This is a genomic window from Pseudoalteromonas piscicida, from assembly GCF_002208135.1.
Classification (GTDB): domain Bacteria; phylum Pseudomonadota; class Gammaproteobacteria; order Enterobacterales; family Alteromonadaceae; genus Pseudoalteromonas; species Pseudoalteromonas piscicida_A.
The window spans coordinates 3,495,317-3,514,885 of the sequence record NZ_CP021646.1 but is presented as its reverse complement, the minus strand read 5'-3'; the positions used below and the strand labels follow the sequence as shown (position 1 = coordinate 3,514,885).

The 19,569-nt window shown below is 43.7% G+C and carries 17 protein-coding genes and 2 pseudogenes; 9 read left to right on the top strand and 10 right to left on the bottom strand.

The window, feature by feature from the left end; all coding sequences use genetic code 11:
- Positions 1-47: 47 nt before the first annotated feature.
- From B1L02_RS16150 to B1L02_RS16140, 3 genes and pseudogenes are all read left to right on the top strand, one after another.
- The gene (locus B1L02_RS16150; RefSeq protein ID WP_088531841.1) at positions 48-575 is read left to right on the top strand and encodes a hypothetical protein; all 528 of its coding nucleotides are present in this window, start codon (positions 48-50) and stop codon (positions 573-575) included.
- Positions 576-687: 112 nt separating this feature from the next.
- A pseudogene (locus B1L02_RS16145) lies at positions 688-2,468 on the top strand (bifunctional diguanylate cyclase/phosphodiesterase).
- 86 nt (positions 2,469-2,554) lie between these two features.
- A complete protein-coding gene (locus B1L02_RS16140; protein WP_088531840.1) occupies positions 2,555-3,346 on the top strand; it encodes a substrate-binding periplasmic protein in 792 nt (263 codons plus the stop codon).
- A gap of 5 nt (positions 3,347-3,351) precedes the next feature.
- Here B1L02_RS16140 and B1L02_RS16135 read toward each other — a convergent pair whose 3' ends face one another.
- The 5 genes from B1L02_RS16135 to B1L02_RS16120 form a co-directional block, all read right to left on the bottom strand.
- On the bottom strand, positions 3,352-3,972 hold the full coding sequence (locus tag B1L02_RS16135) for a hypothetical protein (RefSeq protein ID WP_223191945.1): 621 nt from the start codon (positions 3,970-3,972) through the stop codon (positions 3,352-3,354).
- Between the two features lie 9 nt (positions 3,973-3,981).
- A complete protein-coding gene (locus B1L02_RS25015; RefSeq protein WP_257790091.1) occupies positions 3,982-4,107 on the bottom strand; it encodes a hypothetical protein in 126 nt (41 codons plus the stop codon).
- 245 nt (positions 4,108-4,352) lie between these two features.
- The gene (locus tag B1L02_RS16130) at positions 4,353-6,011 is read right to left on the bottom strand and encodes a methyl-accepting chemotaxis protein (RefSeq protein ID WP_223191944.1); all 1,659 of its coding nucleotides are present in this window, start codon (positions 6,009-6,011) and stop codon (positions 4,353-4,355) included.
- A 99-nt stretch (positions 6,012-6,110) separates the two neighbouring features.
- A complete protein-coding gene (gene rsuA / locus B1L02_RS16125) occupies positions 6,111-6,821 on the bottom strand; it encodes a 16S rRNA pseudouridine(516) synthase RsuA (RefSeq protein WP_167651264.1) in 711 nt (236 codons plus the stop codon).
- Positions 6,822-6,844: 23 nt separating this feature from the next.
- Positions 6,845-7,174 carry a 5-carboxymethyl-2-hydroxymuconate Delta-isomerase gene (locus B1L02_RS16120; RefSeq protein WP_088531838.1) on the bottom strand — a complete coding sequence of 110 codons (330 nt, stop codon included), beginning with the start codon at positions 7,172-7,174 and terminating at the stop codon, positions 6,845-6,847.
- Positions 7,175-7,255: 81 nt separating this feature from the next.
- On the opposite strand from B1L02_RS16120, the pseudogene B1L02_RS16115 reads away from it, so the two are divergent.
- The 5 genes and pseudogenes from B1L02_RS16115 (at position 7,256) to B1L02_RS16095 (ending at position 11,818) form a co-directional block, all read left to right on the top strand.
- Positions 7,256-8,046 (top strand): annotated as a pseudogene (locus tag B1L02_RS16115) (hypothetical protein).
- A complete protein-coding gene (locus B1L02_RS16110) occupies positions 8,030-8,653 on the top strand; it encodes a LysE family transporter (RefSeq protein ID WP_088531837.1) in 624 nt (207 codons plus the stop codon). The pseudogene B1L02_RS16115 and the gene B1L02_RS16110 overlap by 17 nt, the downstream one beginning before the upstream one ends.
- Positions 8,653-9,183, top strand: coding sequence for a gamma-glutamylcyclotransferase family protein (locus B1L02_RS16105; protein ID WP_088531836.1), 531 nt, complete (start codon positions 8,653-8,655; stop codon positions 9,181-9,183). The genes B1L02_RS16110 and B1L02_RS16105 overlap by 1 nt, the downstream gene beginning before the upstream one ends.
- A 47-nt stretch (positions 9,184-9,230) precedes the next feature.
- Positions 9,231-10,793, top strand: coding sequence for a serine hydrolase (locus tag B1L02_RS16100; RefSeq protein WP_088531835.1), 1,563 nt, complete (start codon positions 9,231-9,233; stop codon positions 10,791-10,793).
- 104 nt (positions 10,794-10,897) lie between these two features.
- A complete protein-coding gene (locus B1L02_RS16095) occupies positions 10,898-11,818 on the top strand; it encodes a histone deacetylase family protein (protein ID WP_088531834.1) in 921 nt (306 codons plus the stop codon).
- Here the strand turns inward: B1L02_RS16095 and B1L02_RS16090 are convergent.
- Complete coding sequence (locus B1L02_RS16090) at positions 11,815-12,117, bottom strand: DUF4144 family protein (protein WP_088531833.1); 303 nt, start codon at positions 12,115-12,117, stop codon at positions 11,815-11,817. The genes B1L02_RS16095 and B1L02_RS16090 overlap by 4 nt on opposite strands.
- A gap of 76 nt (positions 12,118-12,193) precedes the next feature.
- Here B1L02_RS16090 and B1L02_RS16085 point away from each other — a divergent pair, with 76 nt between their 5' ends.
- Positions 12,194-14,710, top strand: coding sequence for an EAL domain-containing protein (locus B1L02_RS16085; RefSeq protein WP_088531832.1), 2,517 nt, complete (start codon positions 12,194-12,196; stop codon positions 14,708-14,710).
- Here B1L02_RS16085 and B1L02_RS16080 read toward each other — a convergent pair.
- The 4 genes from B1L02_RS16080 to purH all read right to left on the bottom strand — a co-directional run bounded on the left by B1L02_RS16080 (position 14,683) and on the right by purH (position 19,441).
- Positions 14,683-15,504 carry a DUF2797 domain-containing protein gene (locus B1L02_RS16080; RefSeq protein ID WP_088531831.1) on the bottom strand — a complete coding sequence of 274 codons (822 nt, stop codon included), beginning with the start codon at positions 15,502-15,504 and terminating at the stop codon, positions 14,683-14,685. The genes B1L02_RS16085 and B1L02_RS16080 overlap by 28 nt on opposite strands.
- 114 nt (positions 15,505-15,618) lie before the next feature.
- A complete protein-coding gene (gene purD, locus B1L02_RS16075; RefSeq protein ID WP_088531830.1) occupies positions 15,619-16,902 on the bottom strand; it encodes a phosphoribosylamine--glycine ligase in 1,284 nt (427 codons plus the stop codon).
- A 15-nt stretch (positions 16,903-16,917) separates the two neighbouring features.
- Positions 16,918-17,754: a class I SAM-dependent methyltransferase gene (locus tag B1L02_RS16070; RefSeq protein WP_088531829.1), complete on the bottom strand. Its 837-nt coding sequence runs from the start codon at positions 17,752-17,754 to the stop codon at positions 16,918-16,920.
- A 100-nt stretch (positions 17,755-17,854) separates the two neighbouring features.
- A complete protein-coding gene (purH, locus tag B1L02_RS16065; protein WP_088531828.1) occupies positions 17,855-19,441 on the bottom strand; it encodes a bifunctional phosphoribosylaminoimidazolecarboxamide formyltransferase/IMP cyclohydrolase in 1,587 nt (528 codons plus the stop codon).
- Positions 19,442-19,569: the final 128 nt, after the last annotated feature.

The window sequence follows — 19,569 nt, the reverse complement described above, 5'->3', positions numbered from 1 at the left end:
ATGACGTTTGTATATAATGATAATCGTTATCAATAAAGGAGATACTTATGTACAAACTTGTGATGGCGGTTGGCGCATTAACATTAATGACCGCCTGTTCTAAGCAACCTGAATTAGAACAACGCACAGAGTCTGCTCCCACAGAAGCAACCTCACCTTTAGCACAATACAAAGTTCAAGCGGAGGCATTACTTGCGGATATTCGTATAGAAAAGGATGCTGCAGCACTTAAAACCCAATCAGCAGACCTTGTGACCCTTTCTAGGACCTTACTAAAGGAATTTGTAGCTAAGCACCCTCAATGCCAGACTTATCTGGATGCCTTGGACAAAGCCGCTGATATCATTCCTACGTTACCACTTGAAGAGATCGAAACGGGCTATCATGCAGATGGTAAATTACCCAAGTTTGACGACCCAGTTTGCTACCATGCCAAAGATTTATTAGTGCATCCAGCAACTGTGCAAGCGATTGCGATGAAAGGATTTAGTGGCGCTGAGGATTATAAGAGCGCAGAGATGGAAATTGTGGAAGTGATAGCACACTTTGATCAGGTAGAGAGAGCGCTGAAGTAAGCGGTTGAAAATCATTCAATTGCAAATTGGGTACATTTCACCCGATTGACATATATCTGTCATACATAGTTGCTACCGTGCGCGATTATACTTTTACAGTGAGCTTGATGCTGTGGATCCTTCGCGTACGTTAGTACTTAATACAATAATAAAAGAAAAAGCGGTATATACACTGTTTCAGCCTATCTACGATCTTGCGAAACGCCAAATCTTAGGGTTTGAAGCATTGAGTCGTGGCATGTCCGGCTCGCTGTTGGAATCTCCAGACAAGCTTTTTGCGATTGCGAGTATGCAGGAGCGTTTGTCAGAGCTCGAGATTATCTGTCGTGAAGCGGCTATTAAGCAATTCGTCTCACTCAATCTTCCCGGTAAGTTATTTTTAAATGTTAGCCCAAAAGCGTTGCTCGACCCGAGCCATCCAAAGGGTGAAACACGGCATCTTACTGAAGTGTATGGGCTTGATCCTAAGCGCGTCGTCATAGAAGTGACTGAGCAAGATAAAGTCGATGACGCGAATCTGCTACTAACGACAATTACCCATTATCGAGAACTTGGATTTCAAATTGCGATTGATGATTTGGGTGCGGGTTATTCTGGTCTCAAAAAGTGGTCGGAGTTATGCCCTGACTACGTCAAAGTCGACAGATATTTTATCGACCATTGTGACCAAAGTGTGGTGAAACGCGAGTTTTTAAAGTCTATTATTGAGCTTGCTAAAGCCACTAGTACTCAAGTCATTGCCGAGGGGATTGAACGAATTGAAGAGCTGAAACTTATTGAGCAGCTCGGTATAGTGATTGCACAAGGCTTCTTACTTGCAAAGCCAACTCGCAAACCTCCTACAGAACTCGCACTGTTTAAATCTTTACATACTGAATCCAAAACGACCTTCAATCAATTTGAACAGTCGATGGCAATTGGTTGGCTTGCCAAAGAGGCCAATGCAATCCACGAATGCACGCAGTGTATCGATGCTCACAGGTTGTTTGAACAAGATCGCAAGCTTACCAGCCTTGCTGTGGTTAACGATGCTAGGGAGCCTGTGGGGCTGCTACACAGAGATCAACTAACAGAGGTTTTCGCAGCGCCTTATGGTCATGCACTTTTTGATAAGAAGTCAGTAACTAAATTGATGGACAAGCAGCCGTTAGTGGTGGATGAGCAGCAAGAGCTTGATACGGTGAGTAAGCAAATAACCGACCATGAGTTTGATATTAGACGTCATATCATTATTACAAGAGATGGTCGTTATCTTGGCTTAGCGCCATTGAGAGACATACTTAAGCACATCACAGAAGAAAAAATTCGTCATGCTCAACATGCCAATCCATTGACCATGTTGCCAGGAAACGTTGCGATAAATGAGGCAATAGAGCAAAGATTACGTTCACATCATGACTTTTCTCTTGCATATATCGACCTTAATCATTTTAAGCAGTTTAACGATTTATATGGATATGCCAGTGGTGATAGCGTAATTAAGCTACTCGCCGAGGTGACGGTTGATGTATGTGCGCAGAGCTCAAGTTTCGTTGGGCATATCGGGGCGATGACTTTATGGTGGTGTTCGATAATACTGATGCAGAGGTGTTGTGTCATGAGATCATCACTCAGTTTGAACTCAAATCAAAAGCCTTCTTTACTCCTGAACATGTTAGTGCTGGTGGTTACTGGGCAACAAATCGTGAAGGGCAGAAGCAATTTGTGCCTTTACTCACTTTATCGATTGGTTTAGTGAGACCAGATTTACAACACTGTATAAATTCGCACCAAGTTGCAGCTTTAGCAACCGATGCTAAGAAAGAAGCAAAGCGCTATCGTAATAGCTATTTATTTGTATGTAACCGTCGCAAGCCGACGGTATCCACTGTACGACTGGAAAATGCTGGTTGACTATATTTTTAGTTACGCAATAGTAATAGCAATCCGTAAAAATACTCTTGATTGTAGTATTGTTTCCCCTAAAAGAGGGTTGTGCGATGAAGTTAAAGTTGAGTGTAATTATCTCCGCTCTGGTGTTTCAAAGCACCTCTATCGCGGCGCAAGCTCCTGAGTTAATCTATGTCGCGAAAGAGGCGCGAACCTTGTATGATCGCGATCTTTATCTCTATGAAATACTAGAAAAAGCACTGGCTGCTGCGAAGTACTCAGCTCAAATTGAACACATCAAAATCCATCCTCATCAACAGCGAACGTTAATGGCACTAAGCCGAGGTAAGGTTGATTTACATTGGTCAATGACCAGCCCAGCTCGTGAGCAAATTGCTATTCCTATTAAGGTCCCTTTATACGATGGACTTATCGGCAAACGCGTGCTGATTGTTCATAAAGATATTTATCCAGCCATAAAGGCTGTTCGCTCGCTTGACGATTTAAAGCGTTTTACCGCGGTTCAGGGGCACGATTGGCCTGACACCAAAATTCTTAGTTATAACGGCCTTAAGGTCAGACCTATCTCCGATTATCAAACTATGTTTAATCTGATTGTGGATAAAAAAGCGGATTATTTTCCACGCTCAATAATCGAGGCTGATTCAGAGCTCATTGCGCAAAATAATGAAAAGTTGATGATAGTGCCTGATTTTCACCTTGAGTATTCAACCGCATTTTATTTCTTTGTGAATAAGGATAAGCAGGCTTTAGCAACGGCTTTGGAAGAGGGACTTGCCAAACTTCAAGCGTCTGGCGAGTTACAATCCTTAAAACAAAAGTATGGTCTTAATAAGCAACTTGAAAGCGATAGTATTGAGCTAGTAAACCCTTACTTTTGAGTTGGCTATCTCTTTTTCCTCAGGCTTGGAAGTGCATAATCATACGCTTCCTTGTAAGTAACTGCGGCTAAAATCAACAAAATTAAACAGTTTGCGCTATATATCAAATAACCGCTAACGTCAAAGCTGTAGAAAAAGAACGTAAGGTTCACACCTTTTGCATTTCTAAGGTAATTTTCAACTAAGGCAGCAAAGCTCATACATACGCTAAATATTGCTAACCAAGGCATTATTGCATCGGCAAACGTATAGCGGGTTTTGAATTTAGGAAATAACTTTCTCGTCAATTCCACACGGTATGTAAGTGGGAATACGACCATTAAGTCGATTAAAAAGTGTGCGCCAAAAATGAGAGTATTTTGAAGTAACCTCTGATCTTTAGACGAATCTAAGCTTATGAAACCGGAGGAAAAAACAGCAGTCTCTAGGGTGAACGGTACGATAGCAAGAAGAGATAAAGCACATATATTGATGTCTTTTAATCGAGCACCCAAAATAAAGACCGTTAAAACGATTAACAGGTAAATGAGATAGAAATGAAACCTAATATCATACAGAACTAGGAGGCCTACTGCGACAATAGCATAAGGAATGAGTAAGTCTCCTAATGAAAAGTTTTTCTTCATAGGTGAGTGCTAATCTTTTTTGTTAGCTTCATTATTTGCAGTAGGAGTTTCGCTTTTTGCTGCTTTAGGATCGTTTGGCTCATAAATATTGCCACCAGAAACCTTTTTGCATTCTTTCAAATTTAGCTTTTGCATTATCATAGTCCTTATTGAACTCACTTGAATTTCAAGTGATCAAATTATATTGGATTGGTCTTTTATTGTGAATATCACAACTTCAGGAGGGTCGTGCCAGACTACTCAACCGACACTCCCGACAGGTACAAACTTAACACCAAATAAACACAAGGTGAATGAAAAATTAAAGAAAATTTTCAAATAATAGTTTAGATATATTTACACTATTCTAATGGTATGAAAAGTAAGGATAAAATCATTTTTCACACCTTGAATTTAGCCATCTCAAGCTCCAGATTTCCGGATAATGATTTAATCGTATCTGTTGCTTTATGTGCTTTTTCAGAGACGCTAGCCGTTTGGGACGCGGTATCAGAAATAATCACGACGCGTTTGGCTGTATCTTCACCGGCATCCAGTTGCTCTTTAGCTGCTTGAGATATTTGATGACTCATCTGTGATATAGATTTTAAAGAATCGGCGACTTGCGCAAGCGCTTGGGATGCCTTAGACGACATACTCACCGTCTTTTCACTTGTTGCAATACTTAAACTTACCGAAGCTTTAGCATCCTGAGTCGCACTTTGCAGTTTAGTGATCATGGTGCGGATCTCTTCTGTGCTGGTTTGAGTGCGTTGAGCAAGCTGCCTGACTTCGTCCGCTACGACAGCAAAGCCTCGTCCTTGCTCTCCAGCTCGCGCAGCTTCTATTGCGGCATTGAGTGCCAGTAGATTGGTTTGCTCGGCGATAGATTGGATAACGGTAAGTACATTGGCGATATTAGATACTTCTTCATCTAGCACTTGAATGTTATTACCAGCGCTGTCAATTTGTTGCTCTAATAATGCAATTTCAGTCGCAGCCTGTGCTGTCAGTTTGTCGGCTGCATTACCTTGCTTTTCGGCCTCTTGAACCGAATTCGCAGCTTGTTCTGCATGTTCGACAACGGTTTGTGCTGATGCTGTGAGCTCGGTAATTGCAGAAGCCACCATTTGAGTTTCTGCGTTTAAACTGCGAGTTAGGTTTTCAAGTTCTACTGAGCGCACTTCGCTGTCTGATGTTTGGTTTTGTAGCGCCTTGGTTGCGTCTTTGAGTCCTTCAACTACCCCTTTCAATCCGTCTTGCATATAGGCCATGGCTGCGAGAATACTATAATCTTCACAATCCGAGGTGTTTATTGGTGTCGTGAGGTTACCTCGTGAGACGTGTTTTACGATTGCGAGTACATCATTGATTTCGGCACCTAGCTTATTGTTGAGTGATAGTCCAAATCGCGCAAGTGCGGTGGTTAATGCAACAGCAACTGCTAAAGAAAGTGCCACTAGCCAAATAGCGGTATCCCAATAGCGCTCGTTCACTTCTTTATAACTAATACCTGTGCCGACGTACCAGCCAAATCCTGGGGTTTTTTGCACCACGGAGGTTAGGTCGACAATTTCTCCATCTCGTAATGAAGTCCAATTGTAGGTAATGATCCGATCAAACTGGTTGCCGACTAAGCGCTTCACCATGCTGCCTATGCTTTTGCCATCGGCATCTTTAAAGTCGTTAAAGCTAGTATCGTGCAATTGGGGATCATGAGGTGTCGCTACGAAGTCCATTTTGTCATTCACTACGTACACATATTCAGAGTCATGGTATTTATTTTCTCTTAAAACCTGAATCGCCATTTCTTTTGCTTGTTGGTCCGTCAGTTTTCCTTGCTCTGCAAACAGCTCAAATTGTTTAACAATATTAACGGTGCTTTTCATTAACTGATTGATACGCGCAATATTATCGCTTTCACTGGCATGGCGCAGAGCTTGAAGGCCTACAAAGGCTACAGCAAGTAAGGAAATAAATATTGCGGCGGCAAAGGTAATTATTTTTGCTTTTAATGTGAAACTAGAAAACACAGGATCGCCCCCTAAAAATACTCTCATTACATGATTTAGCATGTTTAGGGGGAGTTTGTAAGTAGGTTAATGCTTTATAAAGGCTATTTTGAGATGATATTTACTCATACTACTTGAAGATGATTACTAAGTTGCATTAATTATGCTTATTTCCTCATCAGTTAATGGGCGATATTCTCCCTCAGCAAGAGTCGGATCAAGCTCGATCCCTGCTATATTTTCTCTATGAAGTTCAACTACTTGGTTGCCAACAGCGGCAAGCATGCGTTTTACCTGATGATATTTTCCTTCGCAAATAGATAAGCGTAGTGCAAATTTATCAATAAGCTCTGCTTTTGCTGGCAGGGTTGCTTGTTTCTCACCATGTAGCTCTACGCCTTGTTTAAGCTGTGTTAATGCTTCTTCAGTGAGCTCGTCACGACTTTCTAGCACATAAGTTTTAAACTTTTGTTTTTTCGGGGAGGTAATTTGATGAGACCAATCGCCATCATTAGTGAGCAGTACTAAACCCGTTGTATCGATATCCAGTCTACCCGCAAAATGAAAATCTTTTAAGTTAGGTTCTTCGATTAAATCGAATACTGTTGGGTGTAATTCGTCACTATTTGCACATACATAACCTTGTGGTTTGTTTAGCATATAGTAACGTAAACCTAAATACTGTAAGCGTTCGCCATCGAAAGTAATATGGTCGGCTGGGGTGACTTGGATATCGCCTTTTTTGACGACATTACCATTGACGGTAACTAGACCTTTTTTAATATTAATTTTGACCTTGCTTCGTGGCATCTCTGCAACGCGGCTCAAAAATTTCTCCAATCTACATGGAAATTTCATAGTTAAACAACTCGAATAATAAATTAGTTTTTGCGGTAAATGTCGGATAATAAATCATAGCAGTGGACGCTGAGTGCAAAATGCTCCCCGACCTTTGCGAGCAAAAGTTTCAAAGCACCTTCCGTCAGCATTTGTTTTTGCTCTACAGTTCTACCAGCCATCATATGGATTTGCAGGTGAATAAATCCTTGTTTGCCATCACCTAACTGAAAATGCTCAAAAGCAACAGCACGGGTTTTGACTGAAGTTGGAGAAAACAAGCCACATGCACAGGCAAATTGCTGCACCTGTGATACTAACGCCTCGGTTTCAATTGGCAAATTAGGTGAGTGTTCGAGAATAAAGTGTGGCATGTGAAACTCCATGTTTTTGCATTAGACTCAGAGTTTATGCTATTTATCAGGGGTTATTCCAGAAAAGAGTGAATTATTAGCATGCTGTCCTTATTTAAAGTCTCGCCTTTGCTTAGCGATGAAGAAACCCAATGGTTAATTGATACCTTTGTCTGGGCATTTGAACACTTTGATGGCGAGTACTTTTTAAATGAAACGCAGATCATTACTCCGACTTCCAGTTGTTTTCCAGAGCCGGTATCCAGTATTGAAGAGATGGCGGCAGTGGTTTTCTCCCGCGTAAAATCCTATGCGGGTTACAACAGTGGCCAATCACTTTGGTTGCGCCTGAACGGATGCTCGCGTCGACTAGTATGACTAAGCTTAACATTGAAGGGCGTTGGCGAGGTGAGCAAGCGGTCATTGCTGACACAGCTGCGCCTATTTTGATTTCTTATAATCCTAATCAAATAAATCAGCCGCAAGATTTGATCGCCAGTTATGCAGGTGTTATGGCAAAAGTCTTAATTTTACAGCGTGGCGTGTTACCTCCTGGTGGAGAAGCGCAAGTAGACGCGGCCTGTGATGTACTGGCGAGCTTTTTTGGCTTTGGGATCATGGTGTCTAATACGGTATATCACTTTAGAGGAGGGTGTGGTTCTTGCTACAACCAATATGCCAACCGAAAAGCTGCACTGACGGAGCAGCAGAGTGTATTTGTGCACGCCCTAGTTTGTCATTTTAAAGGGGTGAAAGATGGTCATAAGCATCTTAAGTCACATCTTGTGAGTCAGTATAAAAAGGCGAAAAAGCAAATTAATACCCTAATTGATAACTCGGAGCGAGGTGATTTACTTGCCTTACAGGAGCATGTACATGCTCGCTTATCTTGATGAATTTATCCTAATTGCACTGGCACACTTTTTTGCCGTCGCAAGTCCAGGGCCCGATTTCGCGATAGTGCTTAAACAAAGTGTGCAGCAGGGTAGAGTAAACGCACTTTGGACCAGTTTTGGTGTTGGTGTTGGTATTTTAGTACATGTCAGTTATTGCTTATTGGGAGTTGCATTACTGCTATCTCAATCCGAAACCTTGTTCACTGCAGTAAAATACTTAGCCGCACTTTACCTTGCTTATCTTGGTGTTCAAGCGCTGAGGTATGCAAAACCCAATTCAGAGCAAGAAAGTATCAACGAGCAGGCTGTCACTGAGTCTAACTGGACTGCGTTAAAGCGAGGCTTTTTAGTCAATGCCTTGAATCCTAAAGCGACCCTGTTTTTCTTATCGCTTTTTACCTTAGTGATTGAGCCAACCACACCAAGTAGTGTGCAGCTGTTTTACGGCGTTTATATGGCGTTGGCTACGTGGGCTTGGTTTTCGTTTTTATCATTGGTTTTATCAAAAACAACGGTAAGACAATTCTTTCGTCGTGCAGGACATTGGTTTGATCGCGGGATCGGTGTGATCATGTTACTGCTTGCAGTAAGATTGGTGATGTAATGAGTAACAAAAACATTATTAACTTTAGCTTTGGTTCAAATATGTCGACTGCGCGTTTATTTGCTCGCTTACCACACGCGAAGCTGCTTGGAGTAGGTAAATTGCACGGCTATCGGCTGACTTTCGACATGTTGAGCACCGATGGTTCAGCCAAGTGCAGTATTGCGCCGAGTACAGAGATGAATAGCCATGTTTATGGCGTTTTGTATGCGTTGGATGAGCAAGAAAAAGCGCGTTTGGACGACATTGAAGGGGAGCGTTACACCTGCCATTGCTTACCAGTTGAAAGGCAAGATGGCAGTATAGTGGATGCCTGGTGCTATATCGCTAACACTTTTGTGGAACAACAATTACCTTTCGATTGGTACGTACATCATGTGTTGGCCGGGGCAAAAGAGCATCGTTTTCCGACCAGCTATTTACAAGCAATTTCGGCACAATCACACGTTACAGATAATAATAGTGACAGACAACAACAAGAATTAGCCATCTACCAATGTGATGCTACGAACTTAAACCTCAAGGCATGACTCGCAATATCGTGATTGGTTGTGGCAAGAAAATCCAAGGAAAAATAATGAAAATAAAACAATGGCTATTAACCTCCGGCCTAGTTGCAGCAAGTTTTCTTAGTGCACAGGCAAGCGCGGCAGTAAACCAGCAGGATGTTGAAACTGCGATAAAAAGCGCAATGGCAAAGTTTAATATTCCAGGCTTGGCAATTGGTATCGTAGAAGATGGCAAGGTTGTCATGACCAAAGGCTTTGGTGTGACACATTTGAATAAGCCAGCTAAGGTCAATGCGGATACCTTGTTTGGTATTGCATCCAACACCAAAGCATTCACGGCAGCAGCGCTGGCGATGTTGATAGATCAAGGCAAGCTGAGTTGGGATGACAAAGTCACCAAACACATTCCAGAATTTAAGCTTTACGATAGTTATGTAACTCAAGAGATGACGATCCGCGATTTGTTAAGTCATCGAAGTGGATTGGGCCTTGGTGCGGGTGATCTTATGATCTGGCCTGATACTGATAAAACCATGCCTGAATTGCTAGCAGGTATTTCACACCTCAAGCCTGATTCAAGTTTCCGCAGCCATTACGCTTATAACAATTTGATGTTTGTTGTTGCTGGAGAAGTTGTAAGCCGAGTCAGTGGCAAAGATTGGCGTGATTTCGTTGAGCAGGAGATGTTTACTAAGCTGGATATGGATGACTCAAAGGCTGGATTCTCTCGGATCCCGGCTAACAATAGCAATTGGGCGACAGGCCATATTCCGATGGATGGCAAACTTACGCCATTCTTTGTTAACTACCTAGAAGATTTTCGTGGTGCTGGGGCCATTGCATCTAACGTTGATGACATGACCAAGTGGTTACAAACTCAGCTTGGAGGGGGTCGCTTACCTTCTGGCGAACAATTGTTTAGTCAAGAGCAACAAGTGCAAATGTGGCATCCACACATTACGCGTATTCCATCAGGAAAAGCCGCAGAAGTATACCATCAGCAGTTTAGAGGGTATGGCCTTGGTTGGGCGGTAGAGGACTACTTTGGTTATAAAAAAGTGGGTCACGGCGGTGGGATTTTAGGAATGGTGTCGCAAGTGGCGATGATCCCAGAGAAGAAATTAGGTGTGGTTGTCTTATCAAACCAACAAAAATACCCAGCACTTTCCGCTATTATTAATGAAGTGTTTGAAGATGCGCTTGGTCTAGAAGATAAAGACTGGGTCCAGATCATCGCCGATGACTACTTTAAGGCGCAACAAGAAAAATATGCCAAAGCCGGGATAATCGAAGTTGCAAAACCACAGCCTGCTTTGCCATTAAACAACTACACTGGGACACTAAATAGTGCTTGGTATGGCGATGTCGTGGTGGAAAAGCTCGGTAAGGAACTGCGCATTGATTTTACGCATACTAAGCGCCTAAAGGGAAAACTTGAGCACCTTACTGGTAACACCTTTGTGGTACGTTGGGATGAGCCATTACTTGAAGCAGATGCTTATATCAATTTTGTGATGGATAAATCTCAACGGGTTGAGTCTGCACAGATGGAGTATGTTAATCCGGAAATAACCGATTTTAGTTTCGATTTCCACAATTTGAATTTAACAGCGAAAGAAATCCAGCACTAAGATATACCAAAGTATCAAAGCTACGTTATTGTGGCTTTGATATAGTGAGAGGATAACTACTTTAATCAACCACGTCGCAAACTAACATAGGATGTATATTCGTTATGCGTACTGCAATTATTACTCATCCATATTGCCGCAAGCATAAAATGACTGAGGAACATCCTGAGTGTCCTGCGAGGTTAGATGCGATATCAGACCGGTTGCTAGCGTCTGGACTTGATATCGCCATTGAACACAAAACGGCGCTGAAAGCTGATACGTCACACTATGCATTGGTTCATGATCAAGCCATGATCAAAGAAGTAATGGATAAAATCCCTAATGAAGGGTTAACTGAGTTAGACGGTGACACTTGGCTTTGTCCTGACTCTATGAAAGCAATTGAACGCGCTGTCGGCGCAGGAATACTTGCGGTGGACGAGGTAGTTGCTGGTAAACTTGACGCTGCGTTTTGCTCTGTGAGACCTCCTGGGCATCACGCCAATCAAAGTACTTCATCGGGATTTTGTGTCTTTAATAATGTTGCCATTGCTGCCGCTTATGCCAAGACAAAGGGGGTAGAGCGAGTGGCTATATTGGACATCGATGTACATCATGGTAATGGCACGCAAGATATTTTCAAAGACGATCATAGCGTGTTACTTTGCTCTTTGTTTCAACACCCTTTTTATCCGAATACCGCGATTGAGAATCATCAAACACTTATCAATTCCCCTTTGAGTGCGGGAGCGGATGGCGCAGACTTAAAGGCCTTGGTGGAGCAGCAATGGTTACCTAAGCTGCAATCATTTAAACCTCAGCTCATTTTTATCAGTGCAGGGTTTGATGGTCATTTGGAGGATGATATGGGCGGACTCAAGTTTGTTGAACAAGATTACCAGTGGTTTACTGAGCAAGTGGTTGAGTTCGCAAAAGCACCGGACTGTTTGGGGATTATTTCCTACTTAGAAGGGGGCTACGATCTTTCTTCTTTAGGCCGCAGCGCCGTGACACATATAAAAGCGCTGGTTGAAACCTGCTAGTTTAGACTTTCAAGTAAATCAAAAGCCTGCTGAGTATTTCTCAGTTGGATTTTGCTCACGCAACACTGGCCTTCGTCAATGAGATATTGTTGCACTAATTCGGTTAAATATTTCAAATCAATACATTGCACGGGCGCATCTTGTATATTGCTGCAGCGTTCGTTTGGGTATACTAGCATTACACGTTTGAGTGACGCATTATCGATCAGATGTGTTGCATCTCTTAGTGCTTTTTCATCTTCGATAAACTCTATACTTTGGTCTAATACCAGCAATAAAGGATAGCTTTTTATCGCCATAATTTGTTCTTGGTCAAGTTATCAAAAGTGGCGCCCAGTATACTTCAAAATGGAATAATATTGCGAGAGTGTGCTTATGGTTGGTGATTCACGTCAGTTACAGATCAAAGAAGTATTTACCAATAGCTTGTTATGCTGCGATGAGCAAACCAGTCTATATGATGCGGTTGCGCAAATGCGAGCAAGCAGAGTGAGCTCGATCTTTATTACCCGTGCTGATGACATCATTGGTATCTGGACTGAGTCGGATTGCGTTAAGCTCAACTTTAACGACCCTGACTTTGCGCAGGTACCGATCCGGTCAGTGATGACAACACCGGTGCAAAAAATTCAAATAGATAAAACCTTGAGCGAGGCAACGATCAAGTTCCACCAACTGGGGATCCGTCACTTACTCGTGGTTGACTCGGATAATCTACCTTGCGGTGTGGTTTCTTTATCCGATATTGTACGTAGCCAAGGACTCGACCATTATTTGCATTTTAGGCCAATTGAGCAGCACTTTGACTCGAGCATTGTGATTTTAGATAGTGAAGACTGTGTCTCTGATGTTATTAATCATATGCGTGAGCTTAATCTTACCGCAGTGCTGGTGTATCACCGTGAATTAAATGAGTATGGCATTATTACTCAGCGTGATATCGCTCATATCATTCTTAACCCCGATTGGCGTCAACCTTGCTGGCAATTAGCCAGCTACCCTATGCTCTCCATGACGCCAAAAGACAGCCTATTCGACGCTTACAGATTGATGACGGTAAACTCCATTCGTCATTTAGTGGTGACCTCCCCAGACTCGCAACAAGTGATAGGGCTATTGGCGCTCAAAAATGTCCTGACTGAAATTGAAACTGCGTATTGTAGCGAACTAGAAAAAGTCTTAGTACAACGTGATATTGCACTGCAAAAATCGGAAAAGAACCTTTATCTAGCTAACCGCATTATTGATGCTTCTCTCGACGGCATCATGATCACCAAGAGCTCAGGTGAAATAATCCAGATCAATCCTGCGTTTAGTGCGCTTACCGGCTACAAAGATTACGAAGTGTTAGGGAAGAACCCAAGCATATTGAGCTCTGGACTACATGACGAAGCGTATTACCAGAGCATGTGGCAAACGCTCAGAGAAACAGGCGTTTGGCAGGGCGAGATCTGCAACCGAAAAAAGAGCGGTGAGATTTATGTTGAATGGCTCACGATTATTGAGATCAGAGAGCCGTACAGTGACGACATGCTCTACGCAGCCATTTTTAGCGATATTACGGAGCGCAAAAATGCTGAAGAAAAAATTGCTCGCTTAGCCTATTTTGATGAATTGACTGGGTTGCCTAATCGCCGCTTGTTTTACGACAGACTTTCTATGGCATTGGCATCAGCGCACCGCTATAAGCAAAAACTCAGTGTGATGTTTATAGATTTAGACCGCTTTAAGGAAGTGAATGACTCTCTTGGTCACAGTGCCGGAGATGAGTTGTTGGTACAGGTTAGCGAGCGGATAAAATCAATTCTAAACGAAGGTGACACGTTAGCGCGCCTTGGTGGCGACGAATTCGTTGTGCTACTGAGCGAAGTGAATGGCATGTCGGAAGTCATTGAGTTTGCAGACCAAATATTGATGGCATTATCGAGCCCCTTTCAACTTGGTGATATGCAGGTAGCTGCGACGGCCTCGATGGGGGCTGCTATTTATCCCGAAGATGGTCATGATACAGAAACGTTGCTGAAGCACGCTGATGTTGCTATGTATCGCTCTAAAGAAGTAGGGCGTAATTCCTTTCAGTTATTCGAAGCTTCGATGAATGCACGCTCATTTGAGCGTTTATCCATGCTAAGCCGCTTTCAGAATGCCCTGGAGAATGATGAGTTTGAACTGCACTTTCAGCCACTGCAGTGCTTAACCAGTAGTCGCATTTCTAGTGTTGAGTGTTTGCTGCGATGGCGTGACCCAAGTCTTGGGATGATCTCGCCGGCTCAATTTATTCCACTTGCAGAGGAACTTGGGCTTATTATTCGCTTAGATCAATGGGTAATAGATAAAGCCTGTCAGCACTTGGCGAAATGGCAACACGCAGGTATTGAGATTAGGCGCTTGGCGATCAATATCTCGGCGTCACATGTCACTCAGGGTGACCTTTGTCAATGTGTTGCGCAGGCATTAAAAAAGCATAACGTCGAAGGCAAGCATCTTGAGCTTGAGCTTACTGAAAATAGCTTTATTGGTAATCTGCTTGAGGCTAAGTATACCTTGAAAAAACTCAAGGAGCTGGGTGTAAAACTGGCAATTGATGACTTTGGTACTGGGTATTCTGCGTTGAGTTACTTGGCTAAGCTGCCCATCGACATTCTAAAAATAGATGCTAGTTTTATTGCTAAAGTGCCCGATGAATATGGCAACAGCGAAATTGTTTCGGCAATTGTGGCTATGGCAAAGGCGCTAAACCTGCAAGTGGTAGCTGAGGGCGTAGAAAAGCCTGTACAGAAACGTTATCTGCGTAAGCTAGGTTGCCATACAATCCAAGGTTACGTCTTCTGTAAGCCACTTACAGAAGACGACTGGCATGCATTTTATTCGGCAGAGAAGGTGATTTCGTAAGAGGTAAACTTACGGATATTGATCACGCCATTATCAAAAATAAGGTACTGGCCTTTGATCCCTTCAAGCACGCCTGAAACTACAGGGTCTTTGTCAAAGTTGAACGAGCTGATTTTACTCGGGTGCTGCTCTACAGGGAAGGTGAGATCAACCACTTCTTCGTCAAGCACTTCAATGGCGGTTGCACCAAAGAGTTCGGCAAGTTCATCGAGCTTTGCTTGGATCTGCGGGATAAGCTTAGTAGCTTCTGCCTTGAGGTCTATTTCAGGGTTGATGCCTTTAAGCATATTGCGCCAGTTAGTCTTATCGGCAATAAACTGAGCCAGTGCCACTTCCACTAATCCTGACTGGTGACGGGTTTGCACCTTAAAAATAGGCAGTGCTTGCGTTGCGCCTTGATCTATCCAACGAGTCGGGATCTGTGTATGACGGGTGATCCCAACTTTAAGACCTGAGGTATTGGCTAAATACACATAGTGCGGGATCATGCAGTTTTCTTCGCCCCACTGGGGTTCACGACAGGTGCCTTGATCATAGTGGCAGGTCTCTGGCTTCATAATGCACATGTCGCAGCTCGCTAGCTTTTTCATGCACACAAAACAGTGACCTTGCGAATAGCTCTTTTTGGTTTTTTTACCACAGCTACTGCAAAATATATTGCCAGTGAAGGTAAGGGTGACGGATTTACCAAAGTAATCGTTGAGCGATACTAAGTTATCACCCACGGGTAATTGATATTGAATAGGTTCAACAAGCGCTGATTTTAACTTGCTGAGTGTACCTTGTACTTGCATCTTTGCCCCTAAAAATGCTCATAAAAGGGTAGGATACCATTACAAACTTAGAAACGCAGTGTGTAAAAATGAAAAAGGCCAGCGTCGCGCTGGCCTTGCAAAGCTTAACGTGAATTAGCTTTCGCGTGCGATTGCGCGATACGCGATATCTGTGCGGTACTCTACACCGTCCCAGTGAATGTCTTTCACTAGAGAGTAGGCGCGTTTTTGCGCTTCGGTTACTGTGTGGCCAAGGGCCGTTGCACATAATACTCGACCACCAGCAGTCACGACGTGTTCACCATCTTGCTTAGTCCCAGCATGGAACACTTTTTCACCTTCAGCGTAATTTACTTGTAGGCCAGAAATCGCGTCACCTTTAGGGTAGCTACCAGGATAACCTTTGGCTGCCAGAACGACACCTACTGCCGCACGTGGATCAAACTCAATCACAGTTTGATCTAGCTCTTCACGGTTAGCCGCTTCAATCAGCTCAACAAGATCCGATTGTAGGCGTAACATGATAGGCTGTGTTTCAGGGTCGCCAAAGCGGCAGTTATACTCGATAACTTTTGGTGTGCCGTCCGCTGTGATCATCAAACCAGCGTATAGGAAACCAGTATAAGGGTGACCTTCTTTCGCCATACCTTCAACCGTTGGATTGATCACTTCAGCCATGATGCGATCATGAATATCTGGCGTGACCACAGGAGCAGGAGAATAAGCACCCATGCCACCTGTATTTGGGCCTTTATCACCATCGTATGCACGTTTGTGATCTTGGCTGGTGGCAAAAGGAAGTACATTTTTGCCGTCAACCATCACGATGAAAGAGGCTTCTTCACCTTCTAAGAACTCTTCAATAACAACACGGCTGCCTGCTTTGCCAAAAGCATTACCAGCAAGCATATCGCGGATAGCTTCTTCCGCTTCCGCTTCGGTCATTGCCACGATGACCCCTTTACCAGCAGCAAGACCATCAGCCTTAACGACGATAGGTGCGCCTTGTGCTTTCAAGTAGGCAAGTGCAGGCTCAATCTCTTCAAACGTTTGATAAGCCGCTGTTGGAATATCGTGACGTGCTAAAAAGTCTTTAGTAAACGACTTTGAACCTTCCAACTGTGCTGCCGCTTGAGTAGGTCCAAAAATAGCTAAGCCTTCGTCACGGAAACGGTCAACCACACCGATAACCAGTGGTGCTTCAGGGCCAACAATGGTTAATTGCACATTGTTTTCTTTCGCAAAGACGACCAAGGCATCGATATCTTCAACGCCGATAGCCACGTTTTCGAGTTTAGGCTCAAGCGCAGTGCCTGCGTTACCAGGTGCTACAAAAACCGTTTTTACAGATGGGTTTTGTGCGGCTTTGAACGCAAGCGCATGCTCACGTCCACCGCTGCCAATGACTAGTACATTCATGGCGAAATTTTCCTATTAAAGCTTTTTGAATTTTAAGGTCATGCGGTCGCTTTCCCCAATCGCTTTATATTGCGCTGCTTTTTCATCACCTAGCGCTAAGCGAGGTGGCAGAGTCCAGACGCCTTTCGGGTGATTGGCGCTGTCTAGAGGGTTGGCGTTAATGTCGCTGCTTGCAACTAATTCAAACCCAGCTTGCTTGGCGATATCAACAACATAACTTTGCTTCATATAACCTGACGACTTTTGATCATCAAGTTGGCGGTGCTCAGGCAGACGGTGTTCAACCACACCTAAAATGCCACCAGGTTTCAGTGCCTTATTAAACGCGTTGAACGCGCTAAGTACACCTTCATCCCCTTTACCCATGTACCAGTTATGCACGTTACGGAAGGTAAGTACCACGTCAGCACTACCCTCTGGTGCAATATTGCTGTGTGTCACTGGTGCAAATTCTGTGATCTTTACTTCACTATAGTCTGGGTTGGTTGCTACTTTTTCTTTGTAGCTTTTTAATGAGCGTTGATAGTAGCCAACATCTGAATCAGCAGGGAAGTGCGCTGCATAATAGGTGCCTTGACCTTTAACCAGCGGTGCTAAAATCTCGCTATACCAGCCACCACCAGGTGCAATTTCTACCACGGTCATTGATGGTTCAATGCCAAAAAAAGCAAGCGTTTCACTTGGATGGCGATACTGGTCTCGGGCTCTATTTTTCTCAGCTCGATTGTCGCTAGCAACGGCTTTTGCAATCGCGCTTGGTACCGCTTGGCTGGAGTTGGATTCTGTCGCGTTACAGCCCACTAAAGTGGTAAATACTGCCGCAGCGATAAGAGATTTCATACCTAGATTCATCGTTAGCTTCCTTCATTCTGTTATGATTATGCTGTAGCCAGAATACTGGAAATTAGCTGAAACAAAAAGCGCGAAACTCATAAGTTTCGCGCTTTATTGATTAATGGCGGAAGTGGCGCATGCCGGTAAACACCATTGCCATTCCGGCTTCATCAGCGGCGGCAATCACCTCTTCATCACGCATTGAACCACCCGGCTGGATAACTGCGGTAATACCCGCAGCTGCAGCGGCGTCAATGCCATCACGGAATGGGAAGAACGCATCAGATGCCATCACTGAACCTGGTACTTCTAGGTTTTCATCGGCGGCTTTGATCCCTGCGATTTTTGCAGAGTATACGCGGCTCATTTGGCCCGCGCCCACACCAATAGTCATACCATCACGGGCGTAAACAATCGCGTTGGACTTAACAAATTTAGCGACTTTCCAGCAAAACAGTAGATCTTTCAGCTCTTGCTCTGTAGGTTGACGTTTTGAAACCACCTTAAGGTCGTCCAAACCAACCATACCTTGGTCACGATCTTGTACTAAGATACCGCCGTTAACACGCTTAATATCAGTACCTGTGGTTTTGTTTGACCACTGGCCACATTCTAGCAAGCGTACATTTTGCTTCGCAGCAACGATTTGTGCGGCTTCTTCTGATACGCTAGGCGCGATGATAACTTCAACAAACTGACGCGCTACGATGGCTTCCGCCGTGTCGCCGTCTAGCTCTCGGTTAAAGGCGATGATACCACCGAAGGCAGAAGTTGGGTCGGTCTTAAACGCGCGGTCATAGGCGGCAAGAATGTTTTCATCTACCGCAACACCACAAGGGTTGGCGTGTTTTACGATAACACAAGCAGGCTTATCAAACTCTTTAACACACTCAAGTGCTGCATCGGTATCAGCGATATTGTTATAAGACAGCGCTTTACCTTGAAGTTGTTTAGCCGTCGCGACGGATGCTTCTTCAATGTTGTTTTCAACATAGAAAGCAGCGTCTTGATGCGAATTTTCACCGTAACGCATATCTTGCTTCTTAGTGAATTGCATATTGATAGTGCGAGGGAATTTGGTTTCTTCAGCTGCTTCTTCAGTATAATCAGGAACCATTTTACCGAAGTAGTTGGCAATCATACCGTCATACTGTGCGGTATGCTCGTAGGCCGCAATAGCAAGGTCGAAACGTGTCTTGTACGTTGTAGAGCCAGAATTCGCCTTCATTTCTTCAATGACACGGTTGTAGTCATTCGCATTTACAACGATGGTTACGTCTTTGTGGTTTTTAGCTGCAGCACGAACCATAGTAGGACCACCAATATCGATGTTTTCGATTGCATCTTCTAGGCTACAGTCAGCTTTCGCAACAGTTTGTGCGAAGGGGTATAAGTTGACTACTACCATATCGATTGCTGAAATATTGTTTTCAGTCATGACGTCTTCGTCTTGACCGCGACGTCCTAAGATACCGCCGTGCACTTTCGGGTGAAGCGTTTTAACGCGACCATCCATGATTTCTGGGTGGCCAGTGTAATCAGATACTTCTGTTACTTTAATGCCGTTGTCTGCAAGTAGTTTGCAAGTACCGCCAGTTGATAAAATTTCTACGCCTTGAGCTGCAAGTGCTGTGGCGAATTCAACGATACCGGTTTTATCTGACACGCTTAGTAGGGCGCGACGAATTGGACGATGTATATCCATGATGGTTCAGGTTTCCTCAATGATTAGTTAAGGGCTAGCTTAGAAAGCCGGTATTTTAGCGCATTATTGTTAAGATGACGATGTTAAAAGGCGAGATAAACATGAGAAAAGTGCGACATGAAAAGGAT